Genomic DNA, 14971 nt, shown 5'->3' on the forward strand with positions numbered 1-14971 from the left:
TCGTTCTTATGTCACCCGTGTCAGGCGTGTCACTCAGAATCGAGAATTTCAATTTGTGTTAGCAGATATCGAAATTGAGGGCGGCTAAAACCTTTCCTTGCTGCGTTATAGTTCGCGTACTGTTGCGAGAAAGATAACCCCGAATTCTTATCAATCCATTCTCCTAATTCAGCGATCGCTAAAACCAATTCGGTGCGAGAGAGACTTGGCTTTTGAATATTGCTCTTGTCTTCCTTATTCGCTTGATTGCTCTGGGTAACTTCAGGGGCAATTGCTGGGGTTACAATCGGGGCTTGACTTGTTGGATTAGCTGCCGTCAGTCCCTCCCCTCGATCACTGCCTGGATTGTCCAATCTCGGCATCGGTCGCCATTCGCCAATCGCTGTATGAAAGTAAGCAATTCCTTTAAGAATTGAATGATTCTTGAGATGTTGCGTTGCAGTTGAACGGCTGACAGCGCTTTGAAAGACTGCCTGATTCGTGAGTGCCTTTGGAAATACTTTGACGCTTGCCCCGACCGATTCAATGAAGGCGAACTGGGTAGAGTTAGCGATCGCAAGGAAGTAGATGTTCCCACGATCGCCACTGCCTAGCCCTAGTTCTTCCAGGGACAGCGCTTGAACAGTCCCATAGAGAAAATGACGGTTCGCATTCCCTTGGATGGCGAAATATGAGATGTAGTGGGCAATATTTTGCCATTCTGCCTTCATGCCTGCGTTGATGTATGCAGCCCTCACGCCGTTGATCTCAGAGAATGCAATGAATGACATCGGCTGTTGAACTGCAAGCTTGAGCGCGGCTAATAGCCCGGAATGATAACTTTCTGGATGATCCAGCATTGAGAAATGGAGCGTCTTGTCGTAAATCTCGCGGCTCCATAACGCCCGTTCATTCGGATGATTCTTGCCGTCGATACCCAGGAAATAAGCATTGTGAGCGCTACGATTGCGCTTCATGAGGTTATAGAGCGTGATGTCTTTTCCTGCCTCTGATTGCCCGAAAATCAAAGTGTTATAGGGCTTCTGAATTGCCAGAGACATCAGATCTTCAGGTAATCCAGCTTGATCTACTGTTTGGTAAGAGCGATTGAGCAATGCAACCGAATCGGCTTGTACCTGAACATCGATCGCGCTTTGCTCTCCCAGTTGTGTTGTGATTCTCACTGGTTCACGTTCAGGCAAGTGCGCTTGATAGTTTGGAGTTTCAACGCCGTTCACATCGTCGTAAAGGTTTGATATGACTTCGCGGGCTTCTCTGCCGCTTAAGTTGAAAGATTCAAACACCTTTATTGCTGCGTAACCTGCAAGCGCGATCGCAATCACCGGACTTACCGGAGCGGCAGTGATAGCAGCGATGCCCAAAAATGCAGCCTTCATCGTGGGAATGAAGCCTTGATCCGGTTCGGACTCTACAATCTGAGTGTTGCCGATCGTCCAGATGATGTGGGCTTCTGAATGTTTCGAGAGTTGGGACATGATAGGGACTCCGTAAGCGGACAAAGGAACTAGAGCCGATCTGGGGTGCATTAGATCGGCTTTGATAGGTTTAGCCACGCATCGCGCGGAAAATGCGCCACACGGCAAGAACGAACCGGATTAGAATCTCGACGGCAAAGATCGAAGCCAGCATTAAGCCGAATTGCACATAGAGAATTTTGTCGATCGTCCAGAGTGGTGCATCCTTGATGAATGCAGTCCATCCGCCACGGTAGGGAGCGAAATAAGCAAGGTTGACCGCAAGCTCAAGTAAGTAAGCGATCGCGCTAAACTTGCCGACCTCGTTAAACACATCCAGCAACCATTCCGCAATTTTCTTCTGATACTTAGCAATCTGGGGATTGTCGCTATCCGGTTCTTTCTGCGCTTTGAGCCAAGCTACGATCGCCCCATAAATCGGCGGCACTGCCAACAGTGTTGGGGAAATCTGAACCACGTTGACGATCGCCCAGAGTCCAGCACCAAGGGCATTAATCAGAATCCATCGCAAAAACGCAAACAACAGACCGAGAAAGGGGATTGCAACCAGGGCGTTGTATAACCTTGTCGCTGCAATTTCACTTCCGATTAGATGACCTACTTCGATCCAAGGCGTTGCAGAGAAGAAAGCTAAAACCCCCGCGATCGCATAAAAGCTATATTCTGCAAATCGGAGCAATGCTCTGTTGCTATGGTGCGATCGTTTAGTTTGGCTTGATTGTTGCGTCGATTGTTGAGAGTGACCACTTGAGGCTGTCTTCATTTCAAGTTGCTCCTGAATTCTTGAAGTTTGTTTGCTTCGACTCGATAGATTTTGCTGAGAAATCCGCCCTCAGTTGTGATCGCTGTGTCGCCAAATTGATTGCACACAGTAATGCCAGGGGGCATTGGCTGAACCCCGTTGATCGGATTCCCTTGCTTGTCAAATCGCGGAGTTTTGGGATTTGCGGGGAATGTCTGAGCATCCCAAACTCTTGCTTTGTTCTGGAATCGAGCAGGTTTATTGTTCTGAGTCAGCACAACGGCAACACAGCCCGATTTAGCGCGATCAAGAGCAGTCTTAGAGTCGGATTGAGCCTTAGTAAGTCGAGACTCTTCAGACGTTTGCTCTGCTTGATTCTGGGCGGCTTCTGCTTGTCGAGCCTGGATGCTTGCTTGATATTGCAGGATTCGACCGGAATCGATGATGCAGCCGAATACGATCGCAAGTCCTAAGAGCGATCGGGTAACGGTCTTTTTTGAAATGCTGTTCATTTCAGGTAGTAACCTTCCATCAATTGATGACAGATTGAGACGCATAGACCGAGTGTGCTGTCGTCTCCGATGTTGTAGTCTGCGAGAATTTCAAGGCAGCGTTCGACATCTGAAGAAAATGGTTCAACTCGAATTAGATCGCTTTGCAGGAAATCGCTCAATGTGATCGGGTCGTCACCTTCCTCCTGCGATCGCGTGTCGAATTCTTGCCAGTCTCCGAAAATGGCGAGCAGATTTAGTTTTTCGCAAGCGCTTAGCGTTGATAAACGCTCTCCAAATTCAGAGATCAACGCTTGAATTGCTGGACTATCAGCGTGATAGGTGATCAAACTTTGTTTTGTCGCCATAATAAAAAAATCCTCAATGCTTGACGTTGTTGGGGTGAGCCGATCGCGTTTTTTTGTCACGGCTGGCGCGATCGGTTTTGAATGTTACCAATCGTCGTAATCGTCAATCTGAGTAAAACTTAGTGTTTTCAGGGCTTCCAAGTCCTTCAACAGTCCTCGGAGTCGCACTGGGGGAGAAGTACGATCGCCGTTCAAGTAATCGATCTCGTCCATTACCTCGCGGGTGAGAGTATCGAAGAATCGCTCACCCGTTACCATCTGCCACCCGGTTAAGCTGAACGGCGGATTAGGAAAAGTGGCGCGATCGCACGTCAAATACCAATCGCAAAGCGCACGAACTTGCTCATCGTTCATAAATTTGGATCGTTCAGTCGTTTCGGAAGTTCACCGGATGCGCCAGCGATCATTTGCTGTATTCGATCGAGGTGTTCTAGTTCCGATTTGGGTAATGCTTCCAGCTTCTTTTCGAGTAGCGCTGCAAGTTTTCCGAGACACGCGATCGTGTCAAGTCGAGAAACTTGCTTAATCCGCTTGCTGCGGTTCACGAACCCATCAGATGACTTGACCTCGATCGCACTGCCATCAACAAGCGATCGACCGATATCAGAAGCCAGAAAACAAAGATCGGTGAAGGATGCCTTGCTGCAATTTGCACCGTAAAACTGGCAGATTTGATTGAACAGCTGGGACATTAGAACCTCACCTCATATGAACTTGGGAAGTTTTCAGACAGTCCGCGATCGAGCAGCGGCAGGAAAGCTTCGGTGTACTCCAGCGCTAGATCGGCAATTTTGGCTTCTACCGGAATGAAGTCTTCATTCGCTTCGATCGCCGCTTGATCTTCCGCATTTAATTTCTCAATCAGCGCGGAATTACAAAGCAGCGATTTGAAAGCCTCGATCGCAACCTTGGCGTACATCTCCGGGGTAGCTTGAATGTTGTGATACATCTCGAAAAATTCCTTTGCGATTAATACCCTGAGTATCTTGGGGGCAATGCGATCGTGCTTTCTTAGAGTCCCGTCAATGGCGGCGGCTTATCCGGCTGGCTTTTAGGCTTTTCTGCAACGGGTAGCGACTCACTACGGCTTACTACGGCATTCGGCGGCGTAACTACTTGTGGAGCCGTAGCAGGCTGTTCTATGCCTTTATCAATTGCAAAAAGCTGTCTTAGATGTGAGTGATAGCGACGTAACAGCAACGTAATCACTAAACTGTTATCGATGCCGCAATCTACCGTCAAAGCTTGCAGAATTGCGGCGGCATCATCGGGGAGTGTTATCTGCTTTCGTTGTCCCATTAGCAACTCATCCCCAGAATTGTGATGTCTTGCGGATTTGGCGCAATCTTGAACCGTCCCCCGGTTGATTGCTCGATCGCGCCTGCTAATGGAGCGCTCCCCCCAACTAACAAAACCTCACCCAAATCACTGAGATAAGACTGCCACTGACCACGCGCTGCTGAGCGGATATCGTCCAACCATTCAGAAACGCAACTCTCAAAGCAGGCTGCAAAGCTCACGCCGTTGTGTCCGGTTGTGTAGGTCTGATTCTCGATACCATCCAGAATTGAGCCGATATCAACGCTTTGCCCCGTAGCTTTTAACAATCGAGCTTGGATTGCATGACCTAACTGGTTCGACCCAGGCAATGTGACTGATGCCTCTCGGATCGGCACTCCTTCAGGCGCAAACAATCGCCCGGAACTTGTACCGCCACCAAAATCAATCACGCCGTTGATAGCTCCAGTCCACTGATATAAGCCGTGTTTGATGCCATATCGGTAAGCGGCGGCGGCTTCCTCGATCGCTGTTGCCTTAGCGATCGTCACAATTAAATCCTTACCGTTGCGCTTATAGTCGAAGGTTCCCTCTAGAGATTTCACCGCTCGGAGTGCTTCATCATTCCGCACGTCTGGGACTGCAATCATGAGGTTTTCGACTCTCAGGATGTTAGAGCCTGGATTCGGTTCTAGTGCTGCAAACACCAAATCAGCCATCATTTGAAGCTTGCCTTTGTCGAATGCGGCTTTTCCCTTGAGCGTCTTAGCCAAGGAGCCGATCGCATAGATTCGCTTGTCGCGTTCAATCACAACCGTTGTTTCGTTGCATTGGGGATAGTCTTCAAAGTCGAGATCAAAATCTCGGACCACTGAGGCAAGGCGAATGATTTGCCCTTGGGGATTCAGAAATTCAGTGAATCTGTTGCCGGGATTGACATAGACTTTTTCCCGGATTGCTTGATAGTTCCGATTGAGCTTTTGCAGCTCTGACATTGTTGAATAGTTCATTGATGCTCCTAGTTTGAAAATGGACGCAGGAAAGCCCTCAGCTTTAACTAAGGGCTTGGGTGATCTGGGTACGATTGCGAATCGCTAGGCTTGGAAGCCTTCTTGCCATTCGCCCGGATTATCGGGAGGAAACTTGATTTTTTCGTCCTTGATGGCTTGTTCGAGTCGATGAAGCACGATCGCGGATTCCTCAGTAATTTCATAGTGTTCCGCGCTTCGGACTTTCCAGATTGCGTTGATCTTTGATTCAACTCCCTCGATGAGTCGATCAACGCGGAAATCGTAATCGCTGCACTCCTTGATCTCTGGATCTGTGGTCAACCAACAGCCCTGAAAAACATCTCTCGGATTGCCGTGGCGATAAACAAGGTAGATGTGTTGCCCGCCAGAACAGCAGGCTAAGAGTCTTTTCTGGTTGGCTTTGCTCATTGAAGTTGGCATGATGTTTTCTTTTGTTGGGTGATCTGGATGCGATCGTAAGGGACAGCCAGAAGCGTTTATTCATGGCTGTCACCTGCATTAAAACGGCAGCAAACTCGCAAAATAGCAAGCCTTCCGCTTCGGTGAGGTCTTAGCACCTTCCTCTAGTCCGGCTCTCGCTTTCATCAAGCAAACATTGGAACTAGAGCAAAACTCTCTGCACTGTGAACAGGTTGGAGCTAGGGCAGCGATTCTGCCTGATCCGCGTTCATCTTCATCCGAAGCAGTTGAGGTAATTGGAGCGGTTTCGAGTGTTAGCATTTGGATGAATCCTCGTTATTGGGGACAGCCGATCGCATTTCTTTCCAGGGAGCGCGATCGGCTTTTTGATTGCCGAAATTCCGGCGGATCGTGTTGCTCTGTCACCGCAAACAGCGATCGCTGAAATCTTTTGAACTTTGCCCTACTGGAGTCCCCCGATCGGTCTCCTGCCCAGATAGCGGCGTATTTGTTTGTGTTGGTTCTGTAGTTGCCCTTCCGGGCCTCCGGTGTCTCTGGCAGGCTCATCGCCGCCCCCTGTTTCCGGGATGTCTGGGCGTTGTCTCTCACCCGACAATTTCAATATAAATTAAAAATCTGTGTTTTATCTGTACAAAACACATCATTATTCTATATATAAAACAGACGAATTAATAATTCGATCTCATGTTTTTTGTCTGTACAATATCTGGTTTTTACGGCTAAGGTGAATGTACCGAATACTTTTGGAGTTCAATAGGAGATGTACAAATGACAGTGGCAACTGTGGGAAGACCGAAGCGATCGCGACCTGTGGACAGGGTGAATTACAAACTTGATAGTGATTTGCGCGAGATATTGCAGCAAATTGCGGAGCGCAATGGACGCAATGAAGGCGCACAAGTTGAGCAATTGATCCTGTTCTATGAAGCGATCGAGCAGTTGAACAGTGAAGGAATTCCAATTCCGTTTAATGAAATCAATGCTCGTGTGCGGCAGATCTGGACAAAGTTAACCGAGAAAGACGGGGGCGATGAATAATGCAGGCAATCGCAGGAAAGCTTGAGTTAACAATCAAGATCAACGAACTCCCCAAATCCGTAACTGTTGAGAACGGGTGGAAAGAATTTTCTGTTAACTGCGACGGGCAAGTCGTCTTAATCACCGTCAGACCAAAAATCTGGAACAAAATCGAAGCCGCGAATGAGCAGTTCCCTTTGTGGGTGGCTGCGATCGCGGGTTCAATGGGCAAGAAAACTCAGAGCGGTTTTATCCTGGACAATCCCTCGATCCAGGTGTTTGAACGCAAGCCGAGGGAACCAAAGGATTGCTAGAGCACAACACGGCACAGTGACGATCAGGAAAATGACCGATCTCCCCCGTTTTGAGGCAGCGATCGTGTCGTTTCTCCCACATTTCCAGGCTTGCAACTGACAGCAGCACAAATTCTGAATGCGGCTTAGAACCGCTAACCAATCTCGATTCCACTACTCAGGCAACGTGAACATTTGTATCATCATCTGTAACTCTTGCGTATGATTTTTGACCCCAAAGTACAGCCCAATCAGAATACATTTGGGTACAGATGAGTACACACTTCTAAAAACACAATCGTCGTAATGCTGATTATAAGGGCGTTACACAATTCGCAATGCTAAGACGATCGCTCAATTGCACTTACAGCTGTTTTCTCAGGGCATCTTGTCAGACTTTGAAAATCAATGGCAAACTGCGTCTCAGTAATACTTAAGGACTTGGATTGATTCGCCATGCCTCAAGCATCACCTGATACGTTTCGATTGAAGACTGAACTACGAGATCGCCTGTTACAGACTTCAAGAGAGCAAAACATTCCCAAAAATCAAATCGCAAACGCAGCGATCGGAGCTTACTTAGACAAGCTTCAAAACGGAAGTTCCATAGCGTCGTAATAGAGTCAGGAGCCACAGTTATGAACAAGAAAAATCTAACTCGTGCTGAAATTCAAGCACAGTTGCATCACGAACAAGCATTGAACGTTGTATATCAACAGCGTAAGATGCAATTCTTTCGTGGCTTTGCAGATTCGTTTGAGCAGGTCGTTGAACGGTGGCGAAATAAAACGGCTGTTTGGGATGACTACCTCGTTTTAATTCGATTCCTGCCGGAAATGCTGCTTTACCGCTATGGTTTTGAGCAGTGTTTGTGTCATCCGGATCAAATTGCAGCGTACAGCGGACATATGAAATGGTACAGATCGCTGTCTGAATGGCTGAGCTATCTAGTTCCAGGGGACAAAAAAATTCCTGCTGAACTTTTGTTCTCTGACGAAATCCGAGTTAAACCAAGAGCCGAGCTTTCCAAAGCTGTTTTAAATTTGGCGATTCAGCTACTTCCAAGAAGTGCCGAACTGCAACAGGATTTCAGCACACCTGCTGATCTTTGGTTTATATGGGAGTCATCGATACTGGATGCAGATATTTTCATGTCAGGACTAGCTACAGGGAATGCCAGCGAAGGGATTCAACTTTCCAACACAGACAGTTATAAAGTGATGCAACAGACCGCGCAATGGCTAGAGTCTGCCGATTCTCTTCAGCCATCAAAAGACCATCGTGTGTCGCTACCCTTGTCCGAAGCGCTAATAGGAATATCAGCATTAACAGCATCGAAGGATGAAACTTTTCGACTTAGCAAGGAGTACCAAGCATTTCAGCGTGAGCTTAAGCGCTGGGGGAGAACAATCAGAAACACATCTGGATATAACCAGATGGCATTTCGGAATGGACAGTTACTTCCTAGCGGCAAAAAGGCTCCCCGTACTGCCAAACGGGTAGGAAAAGGATTCGGTTCGTAACGAGATCGTTACAAAAACAAAGTTAGTTGCACAAAAATTGCGATCGCAGATTGAGACTTCTACTCTACGTATATCGGTATTTTTGAACCAAATTGACATGAAGCGCCAAGTTAAGAGCATTGTTCTTCCACTTCGTTTGAGTCCGGTTGAATGGGAAGCATTGCAGGATCGTGCAAAACTCGAAAACTCAAACGGTAGCGCGATCGCAAGACAAGCAATTTCTGAATACCTGGTTGCATCGCCAACAAAAAGATCCCCCAAAGCCGCTTAACTCTTTGAGGGATCTTCCAAGAAAACCCGGAGCGCCAAACTCTCACATAAGCCGCTGCCGGATTCGCCTGATAAATATAATGTCAAACTTTTGCTCAATTCTAGCACCCGTCCAATTGGGGGCACAAGGGAAGCAGAGCAGCGCTTCTCAAAGCACTTCGCAGCTTACACTCTGGCAACCAGAGAAATTCTCATGCGAATCGCGTAAACCAGATCTAACGATCGCACCCGTTCCCCAAAAAATTGCACTTGATAGCGATCGTTTTTATATCGCGTGTGGTGACTGGACGCTTCCGATCCAACTGAACCAACTCGAAGCAAATTACCTCTACTATCAATTAGCGCGGCTTGATTGGACGTTAGACGATTTAGGAATTCCGATCAACTTAGAGCAAATTTGGACGATCGCTGAGTCGGAACTTAAAGAGCTTTGGAATACTCTCAAGTTAATCGGCGAAGGAGGTGCGGTATGATTGCGATCGCACCTCCAAACAATCCTTTAACTCTTACCAGTTTGACTGGATTGGCAGCTTTTCGAGCATTCCTAAGTGTCTTGGCTGCGGTTGATGGATCCAAAGAGATTTGGATCAAAATCGGGCATAACAAGTTCTTTGTCGGCGACTGGAATGACTCTGGAAACTTTGAGTTATTCGCCACATCTGGACAGGGAGCCGAGCGCCGCCGAACTTACAAAGTAACGGATAAAGCGTTTGATTACCTTTGCCGCAAATGTCGGGAATTAGATGGCGGAGTGTTCTACATTTCGACTCAGCCCCAGGACAATCCGCTAAAAGAATGTGTCAGCAAAACTGACGACATTGGCATCGAAATCGACCAGGGGAGCCGAGAGGAACAAATCGCGCTTTATCAGCGATTTAGTGCTGTCACAGCACTAAATCCTGCCTTGCTCATTACAAGCGGCGGGAAGTCAGTTCACGGTCATTTCAAGTTTGATCGCCATTACCCAGTAGAGCAAATCCAATCGATTCGCCGATTGATGGTGCTGGCTTTCCTCGCTGACCCTGTAACGGTGCGGCTCCATCAACCGATGCGGTTGCCGGGATTCTCCAGACGGGAGAAAGGGAGAGAACAGGAATTACTGTACTACTCACACGATCGCTACACTCCCGATCAGATCCTTGCTGGATTGCAGAAATGGTTCGATTATTCGGGATGGAACTTGCCGGAAGAAATGCCCGAAGATTGGTGGCGCGATCGCTTTCACTCTGCACTGAAAACTTCAGCGAAACTGAATGAACAGCAGAAACACGAGTTTGTTAGAGCAGAACTTGCTAAAGGCTTGGTTGGCTATCGAAAAGAGATTGCTGATCGTGCGGCTGCAAGAGAACAAAAGAGAATTGAACTATCTAAGCGGGTCGCAGTCGGAAACCCCAACCTGATTGAGTTGGTTCAAGAAGCCTGCGATCGACTTGGATCGGATGCTTTTACCCTCTACCCGCACGATTGGAAGTTTAGCGGACAAAAAGCTAGAGGACGATGCTGTAATCCGAGTCACCAGAGTGCGTCTGGTACTTCTGCGTGGATTGCACCAAATCCAAATGGCGGATGGGGATATCATTGCACCGCTTGCACCGACGATAAACCGATCGATGCTTTCGGGTATTGGCTTTATAACAAGCGCTACTGGGGCTGTCCCTACCCGTCTGGAAAGGACTGGATTGAAGCAGCGCGGGAATTTCTGAAGGATTCAGGCGTTGAGGTTCCAAACAGTCCTGCGCCCCATTATCAAGGTTTCAAAACCGCGTGTGCTGCATATCAAGATGATGCCGATACAGAGCAAGCCGAACAATCAAAGCGCGATCGCTTAATCAATAAGCGAAAGCTTCGATTCCTCCAATATTGGGAAAGTTTGAAGCGTGATTTCCTATTGCCTCCCCTTGTCAGTGGCAATGAAATTCGATTTCAGTCATACCAAGGATTTGCACCGATCATCGATCTGTTCTGGGATACAAACTGTTTACAAGGATGGTTGGGTGCTGGCAAAACTGAATCGATGCTGCGATCGCTGATTCCGTTCAAAGATAAGCCGATCGTTCTAGTTTCGCCTCGAAACGGATTGCTCCGCCAAACAGCACAACGTGCTAAAAAACTTGGATTTAATGTCTACCACTACCAGGATGACCCCGGCAAATTTCGAGCAATGCTTGAAGCAGGTGAACCTGGAATCTATTGCATGGCTCCCGATTCATTCAAGCCTTATGCAGTCGGTAAACTTCAGTGGGAAGACGTAATTCTTATCCTTGATGAATTTTGTGGGATTCGTAAAGAAATCCTTGGTAAAACTGCCGAATTGCCACAGGTTACGGATGCGATCGCTCGATGTGCCTCGCTGATTGCGGTAGATGCTTTCTTGAGCGAAATCGATATCCGTGTGATTCAGAAACATCGATCAGGTTCGATGCAAATTCTCAACCAGGAATTTAAGAAGTCACCCGTCAAAATCAAGTGGCTGGAATGCCGCAATAAGGCGGGTGAGATTTCTTTCAGTCATGAGGGAATTTACTATTCCTTACTCGATCGCTGGATTGACGAGAAGTTAGGACGGATTGCGATCGCGGTCGATTCAATTCATACTGCAAAGATGCTCGATCGCTACCTCAAATCAAAGGGTGTGAAGACTTGGATCGTTTGCTCTGAAACGCCGCAAGAAAATCAGTCCTTCATGCCTGAACCGGACAATGTGATCGAACACGGCAAGATTCAGGCAGTAATTTACACTCCCACCGCTCAATCTGGGTTAGACATTCAGGCGAAATTCGATCGCGGACTGCTGATTTGTACTGGAACGCTTGCACCGACTCAAATGCTGCAAATGCTCGGTAGATGTCGGCAGTGTCCAGAATGGTACGTTTCAGCCCCCAGACATTCAGGTAATCCCGAATGTGTGACCCCTTCATTGGACAGCAAGAAGATCCGGCAGTGGGCTGAGCAAATCGCGCAAACACTCATGGATTTGGGCTTCAATATGCCCCTAGAAGTGCAAGGATGGGCAGTTTGGGAAAGGCTTATTCGTGATATCGAAAAGGCGTTTACGTCTGAATATATGCGGTGTCTGCTCGATTATTTCTTTGAGTCGGTTGAAACGGTTGAAGTCGAGAGCGATCGCGTTTCCGAATGGCGAAAGGATGCCCAAATTCTCAAGTCTGAGGACGCTGAAAGAACGCTAAAAGCGAATCTACAGAACGGATTGCGATTGATTGATGAAGAGAAGGAGCCTAAATTAAATTCTGAGGTTTGGGATATCAAGCTGGCTCAATTCTTAGTCAAGTACCCGAATATTGCGAAGAAAGCGATCGCAGATGTTGAACAGTCTGAAGTTGAAGTGCGTCAAGCGAATGCAGAAATTGACAGCTTAGGCGGTTGTGATGCCATTCGAGGCAAGCTATCCGAACTTGCTGCAAACATTGAGCAACTCACCGACGCGATCGAGATTTTAGACGAGCGGCTTGACATTCTGAAACGCTTCTATGCTGAGTCTGATAGTCCTGACGATTGGCAAGCGCTTGTGGACGCTCGCAGAGAGTGGTTCTTGCTGGCAAACCGACGAACGAATGCTTTTGCAGAATACGCAAAACTTGATCGACTATTGCAGAGCGCCAGGGCTGAACTCGGATCGGCTGCAATCGAGTTGACGAAGCTGTTTCACTCTCGACGGGTTGAGAAGCTTAAAAACTACATCACGGCAACCGAACCGAATGAACAGGACGATCGTGACCTGCTTCAGTATTTGCGGGAACGTCCAGCGCATTACAACGTTGGCAACTTTAAGCGGCTGCAAAATATCAAGCTGTTTCGAGTATTGAATCTTGGAAAGTTAGCATCTGTCTCCACTGTCAAGGAAATTGAGGCAGATTTGAACGCTTTCCGGGCTGCAAGTGATGCGATTGCGAAGCTGCATCGGCAGTTTCAAGCTAATTCCGAACTGGCTCGACTGTTCCCGTTGATTGATTCGCAGAAATCATTCTTCGACCATATCAAGGCTTGTATGTCGTATCTGGGCTACGAGAAGGGTGGCAAGTCGATCCGAGTTGAAACGGAGGAACTTAACCCAAACGGTAAGGATCGCCACGGGAAGCAGCGGTTTAGCAAGTCGAGATCAATCTACTTTGTATTCTGGTTCTTGATGGAGTGTAGTGGTTCTGCCTACTTCCGAGACAATCTAGAACTGATTTTGCAATCGATCCGCGATCGCTTAGCTGCTGAACGTGAAGAACGCGCCAAACAGCGTGAAAGGAAGGAGCGATACGAATCGCCACCGCCAGGATGGGAGGCATACGTGGCATGAGCGAAACTCCCGAAATTAATGCAGAGACAACCTCACACACAGATGAGGTGCGCTTGCGATGCCACAGATTAATCGATCGCATCGCGAAACGTCCCGGTTCAGCGAAATTGCTGCAACTGGCTGAGAAATCATTAACCCTTTACGCAGAATATAAGGCGAGTCGCAAGCATGAGCGGTAAAACTTGGTATTTCACAAATGAGGCAGCGATCTTGCTTGACCTGACTGACAAAAAACTGAGAGAGTTGAATCGATTGGGGACGCTCAAGATGGGCTACCACGTCCGAGATGTTTCGCCAACCGGCTCAAAACGCCCTACGCTGCAATTCCATATAGAACGATGCACAGAGTTGCTCTGCACGCCTCCTGAGAAGCGCAAATCTTACTAATTGAACAATGAACTTAAAACAACTGAATGACCGCTTAAAGGCGGCTAAGCTTGGCGTGACCGTTGAAGCTAGAGGCAAGGGATTTATGCTGTCCCTTCGTGCCAAGTTGCCACCAAGAACAGGTACAGGTGAATGGTATCGGCAATATATTCCGCTTGGAATCTTTAACAACTCTGCTGGAATTAAAAAAGCAGGGGAAGAGGCGAAAAAATTAGCAGGGCAACTTGCTGCTAAAGAATTCCGATGGGATGACTGGAAAGAACCTGAAAAGCCTGAATCCGAAACGATCGCAACCTGGATCGAGCGTTATGAAACCGAATACTTTACCCGTCGATCGCGCAATCCAAAAAGTGAGACAACGTGGGAAACCGAATACGCTCAAGTGTTTCGGCAGTTGCCACCGGATGCACCTCTAACATTAGAACTGCTGCGATCGACCATTGAATCAACAGCACCCGACACCCGAACACGAAAACGTTATTGCATGGTTTTAGGAAAGCTAGCTGAGATTGCAGGCATCGACTTGAATGTGAAACCATTGCGCGGCAAGTACGGAAGCAAGGGAGCAAAGCGAGTATATCCACGCGATCTACCATCGGACAAAGAGATCAGCGAATGGCGCGATCGCATCTATGCAAAAAGCGAATCTTGGGGCTACGCATTTGGCTTGATGGCTTGCTATGGACTGCGGAATCACGAATTGTTCTACATCGATTTGGAAAAACTGAAAGAATCCCCGGTTCTCAGCATCATCGAACATGAAGACGGAAGCAGCGCAAAGACCGGAGAGAGAAGGGTCTGGGCAGTTTACCCGGAATGGTGGAACAAATGGCAATTGTGGAATGTCTCACTACTGCCGCAAGTCACCGGAAAGAACAATCGTGAGCTAGGGCATCGGGTGACGGCTGCATTTAGACGATACGGTTTTCGCAATCCCTATAATTTGCGGCATCGATGGGCAGTTAGGACAATCGAGTTTGGCTTACCCGTTGAACTAGCAGCACAACAAATGGGGCATAGCTACAAAGAACATACAAATACCTATCATTACTGGATCACTGATGAAATCCACCAAAGAGCCTATGACCTCTTGATGCAGCGCGACGATCGACCGTTGCCACCGTGAGCCAAATTTGATCCGTTTCAGCAGCGATCATTGGGAACATTTCGAGACAATTTAGTACATTTGCTCAAGCCAAAAAGCTTGATTCTATTAAGATTTCAGCCTGTATCGTACTGGTACAGGCGTTTTTTTAGTCGGACTCTTAATCCGCTGGTTCTGGGTTCGAGCCCCAGGTCATCCATCTGTGAATTGAGATTTGCTGACACTCACAAGCGCTCGACCAAGTTTGCTACTACTGCAATAAACT

At 47.7% G+C, this 14971-nt stretch carries 21 protein-coding genes; 8 read left to right on the forward strand and 13 right to left on the reverse strand.

Features of this window, described 5'->3' with window-relative positions:
- Positions 1–29 precede the first annotated feature (29 nt).
- From H6F51_24695 to H6F51_24750, 12 genes are all read right to left on the reverse strand, one after another.
- Positions 30–1475 carry a hypothetical protein gene (locus tag H6F51_24695; GenBank protein MBD1825670.1) on the reverse strand — a complete coding sequence of 482 codons (1446 nt, stop codon included), beginning with the start codon at positions 1473–1475 and terminating at the stop codon, positions 30–32.
- A 70-nt stretch (positions 1476–1545) separates the two neighbouring features.
- Entirely contained in the window at positions 1546–2238 is a 693-nt protein-coding gene (locus H6F51_24700; protein MBD1825671.1) for a hypothetical protein, read from the reverse strand.
- A complete protein-coding gene (locus H6F51_24705) occupies positions 2235–2729 on the reverse strand; it encodes a hypothetical protein (GenBank protein ID MBD1825672.1) in 495 nt (164 codons plus the stop codon). The genes H6F51_24700 and H6F51_24705 overlap by 4 nt, the downstream gene beginning before the upstream one ends.
- The gene (locus H6F51_24710; protein ID MBD1825673.1) at positions 2726–3076 is read right to left on the reverse strand and encodes a hypothetical protein; all 351 of its coding nucleotides are present in this window, start codon (positions 3074–3076) and stop codon (positions 2726–2728) included. Before H6F51_24710 ends, H6F51_24705 begins: the two co-directional genes overlap by 4 nt.
- Positions 3077–3160: 84 nt before the next feature.
- Entirely contained in the window at positions 3161–3430 is a 270-nt protein-coding gene (locus tag H6F51_24715; protein ID MBD1825674.1) for a hypothetical protein, read from the reverse strand.
- On the reverse strand, positions 3427–3768 hold the full coding sequence (locus H6F51_24720; GenBank protein MBD1825675.1) for a hypothetical protein: 342 nt from the start codon (positions 3766–3768) through the stop codon (positions 3427–3429). Before H6F51_24720 ends, H6F51_24715 begins: the two co-directional genes overlap by 4 nt.
- Positions 3768–4025, reverse strand: coding sequence for a hypothetical protein (locus tag H6F51_24725; protein ID MBD1825676.1), 258 nt, complete (start codon positions 4023–4025; stop codon positions 3768–3770). The genes H6F51_24720 and H6F51_24725 overlap by 1 nt, the downstream gene beginning before the upstream one ends.
- A gap of 62 nt (positions 4026–4087) precedes the next feature.
- Positions 4088–4375: a hypothetical protein gene (locus H6F51_24730; GenBank protein MBD1825677.1), complete on the reverse strand. Its 288-nt coding sequence runs from the start codon at positions 4373–4375 to the stop codon at positions 4088–4090.
- On the reverse strand, positions 4375–5364 hold the full coding sequence (locus tag H6F51_24735; protein MBD1825678.1) for a hypothetical protein: 990 nt from the start codon (positions 5362–5364) through the stop codon (positions 4375–4377). The genes H6F51_24730 and H6F51_24735 overlap by 1 nt, the downstream gene beginning before the upstream one ends.
- A gap of 84 nt (positions 5365–5448) precedes the next feature.
- Positions 5449–5805, reverse strand: a complete 357-nt coding sequence (locus H6F51_24740; protein MBD1825679.1) for a hypothetical protein — start codon at positions 5803–5805, stop codon at positions 5449–5451.
- A 78-nt stretch (positions 5806–5883) separates the two neighbouring features.
- Positions 5884–6105: a hypothetical protein gene (locus H6F51_24745; protein MBD1825680.1), complete on the reverse strand. Its 222-nt coding sequence runs from the start codon at positions 6103–6105 to the stop codon at positions 5884–5886.
- A 15-nt stretch (positions 6106–6120) separates the two neighbouring features.
- On the reverse strand, positions 6121–6351 hold the full coding sequence (locus H6F51_24750) for a hypothetical protein (protein MBD1825681.1): 231 nt from the start codon (positions 6349–6351) through the stop codon (positions 6121–6123).
- A gap of 222 nt (positions 6352–6573) precedes the next feature.
- Here H6F51_24750 and H6F51_24755 point away from each other — a divergent pair, with 222 nt between their 5' ends.
- Complete coding sequence (locus H6F51_24755; protein MBD1825682.1) at positions 6574–6843, forward strand: hypothetical protein; 270 nt, start codon at positions 6574–6576, stop codon at positions 6841–6843.
- The gene (locus H6F51_24760; GenBank protein ID MBD1825683.1) at positions 6843–7136 is read left to right on the forward strand and encodes a fertility inhibition FinO-like protein; all 294 of its coding nucleotides are present in this window, start codon (positions 6843–6845) and stop codon (positions 7134–7136) included. The genes H6F51_24755 and H6F51_24760 overlap by 1 nt, the downstream gene beginning before the upstream one ends.
- 412 nt (positions 7137–7548) lie before the next feature.
- On the opposite strand, the gene H6F51_24765 is transcribed toward H6F51_24760, so the two are convergent.
- Positions 7549–7749, reverse strand: coding sequence for a hypothetical protein (locus H6F51_24765; GenBank protein MBD1825684.1), 201 nt, complete (start codon positions 7747–7749; stop codon positions 7549–7551).
- A gap of 4 nt (positions 7750–7753) precedes the next feature.
- On the opposite strand from H6F51_24765, the gene H6F51_24770 reads away from it, so the two are divergent.
- The 6 genes from H6F51_24770 (at position 7754) to H6F51_24795 (ending at position 14727) form a co-directional block, all read left to right on the forward strand.
- Positions 7754–8638, forward strand: coding sequence for a hypothetical protein (locus H6F51_24770; GenBank protein MBD1825685.1), 885 nt, complete (start codon positions 7754–7756; stop codon positions 8636–8638).
- A 97-nt stretch (positions 8639–8735) separates the two neighbouring features.
- A complete protein-coding gene (locus tag H6F51_24775; protein ID MBD1825686.1) occupies positions 8736–8909 on the forward strand; it encodes a hypothetical protein in 174 nt (57 codons plus the stop codon).
- Between the two features lie 79 nt (positions 8910–8988).
- A complete protein-coding gene (locus H6F51_24780; GenBank protein ID MBD1825687.1) occupies positions 8989–9381 on the forward strand; it encodes a hypothetical protein in 393 nt (130 codons plus the stop codon).
- On the forward strand, positions 9378–13214 hold the full coding sequence (locus tag H6F51_24785) for a hypothetical protein (protein MBD1825688.1): 3837 nt from the start codon (positions 9378–9380) through the stop codon (positions 13212–13214). The genes H6F51_24780 and H6F51_24785 overlap by 4 nt, the downstream gene beginning before the upstream one ends.
- Positions 13211–13393: a hypothetical protein gene (locus H6F51_24790; protein ID MBD1825689.1), complete on the forward strand. Its 183-nt coding sequence runs from the start codon at positions 13211–13213 to the stop codon at positions 13391–13393. Before H6F51_24785 ends, H6F51_24790 begins: the two co-directional genes overlap by 4 nt.
- 215 nt (positions 13394–13608) lie before the next feature.
- Complete coding sequence (locus H6F51_24795; GenBank protein ID MBD1825690.1) at positions 13609–14727, forward strand: site-specific integrase; 1119 nt, start codon at positions 13609–13611, stop codon at positions 14725–14727.
- Positions 14728–14971 lie beyond the last annotated feature (244 nt).

This window comes from Cyanobacteria bacterium FACHB-DQ100 (assembly GCA_014695195.1).
Taxonomy (GTDB): Bacteria; Cyanobacteriota; Cyanobacteriia; order Leptolyngbyales; family Leptolyngbyaceae; genus Leptolyngbya.

Bases quoted from the DNA above. Each gene is read 5' to 3' on its own strand.
- H6F51_24795 (MBD1825690.1), top strand. From the start codon at position 13,609: ATGAACTTAAAACAACTGAATGACCGCTTAAAGGCGGCTAAGCTTGGC.
- H6F51_24770 (MBD1825685.1), top strand. From the start codon at position 7,754: ATGAACAAGAAAAATCTAACTCGTGCTGAAATTCAAGCACAGTTGCAT.
- H6F51_24700 (MBD1825671.1), bottom strand. From the start codon at position 2,238: ATGAAGACAGCCTCAAGTGGTCACTCTCAACAATCGACGCAACAATCA.
- H6F51_24745 (MBD1825680.1), bottom strand. From the start codon at position 6,105: ATGCTAACACTCGAAACCGCTCCAATTACCTCAACTGCTTCGGATGAA.
- H6F51_24705 (MBD1825672.1), bottom strand. From the start codon at position 2,729: ATGAACAGCATTTCAAAAAAGACCGTTACCCGATCGCTCTTAGGACTT.
- H6F51_24750 (MBD1825681.1), bottom strand. From the start codon at position 6,351: ATGAGCCTGCCAGAGACACCGGAGGCCCGGAAGGGCAACTACAGAACC.
- H6F51_24735 (MBD1825678.1), bottom strand. From the start codon at position 5,364: ATGAACTATTCAACAATGTCAGAGCTGCAAAAGCTCAATCGGAACTAT.
- H6F51_24785 (MBD1825688.1), top strand. From the start codon at position 9,378: ATGATTGCGATCGCACCTCCAAACAATCCTTTAACTCTTACCAGTTTG.
- H6F51_24740 (MBD1825679.1), bottom strand. From the start codon at position 5,805: ATGCCAACTTCAATGAGCAAAGCCAACCAGAAAAGACTCTTAGCCTGC.
- H6F51_24780 (MBD1825687.1), top strand. From the start codon at position 8,989: ATGTCAAACTTTTGCTCAATTCTAGCACCCGTCCAATTGGGGGCACAA.
- H6F51_24710 (MBD1825673.1), bottom strand. From the start codon at position 3,076: ATGGCGACAAAACAAAGTTTGATCACCTATCACGCTGATAGTCCAGCA.
- H6F51_24755 (MBD1825682.1), top strand. From the start codon at position 6,574: ATGACAGTGGCAACTGTGGGAAGACCGAAGCGATCGCGACCTGTGGAC.
- H6F51_24730 (MBD1825677.1), bottom strand. From the start codon at position 4,375: ATGGGACAACGAAAGCAGATAACACTCCCCGATGATGCCGCCGCAATT.
- H6F51_24715 (MBD1825674.1), bottom strand. From the start codon at position 3,430: ATGAACGATGAGCAAGTTCGTGCGCTTTGCGATTGGTATTTGACGTGC.
- H6F51_24695 (MBD1825670.1), bottom strand. From the start codon at position 1,475: ATGTCCCAACTCTCGAAACATTCAGAAGCCCACATCATCTGGACGATC.
- H6F51_24725 (MBD1825676.1), bottom strand. From the start codon at position 4,025: ATGTATCACAACATTCAAGCTACCCCGGAGATGTACGCCAAGGTTGCG.
- H6F51_24760 (MBD1825683.1), top strand. From the start codon at position 6,843: ATGCAGGCAATCGCAGGAAAGCTTGAGTTAACAATCAAGATCAACGAA.
- H6F51_24775 (MBD1825686.1), top strand. From the start codon at position 8,736: ATGAAGCGCCAAGTTAAGAGCATTGTTCTTCCACTTCGTTTGAGTCCG.
- H6F51_24720 (MBD1825675.1), bottom strand. From the start codon at position 3,768: ATGTCCCAGCTGTTCAATCAAATCTGCCAGTTTTACGGTGCAAATTGC.
- H6F51_24790 (MBD1825689.1), top strand. From the start codon at position 13,211: ATGAGCGAAACTCCCGAAATTAATGCAGAGACAACCTCACACACAGAT.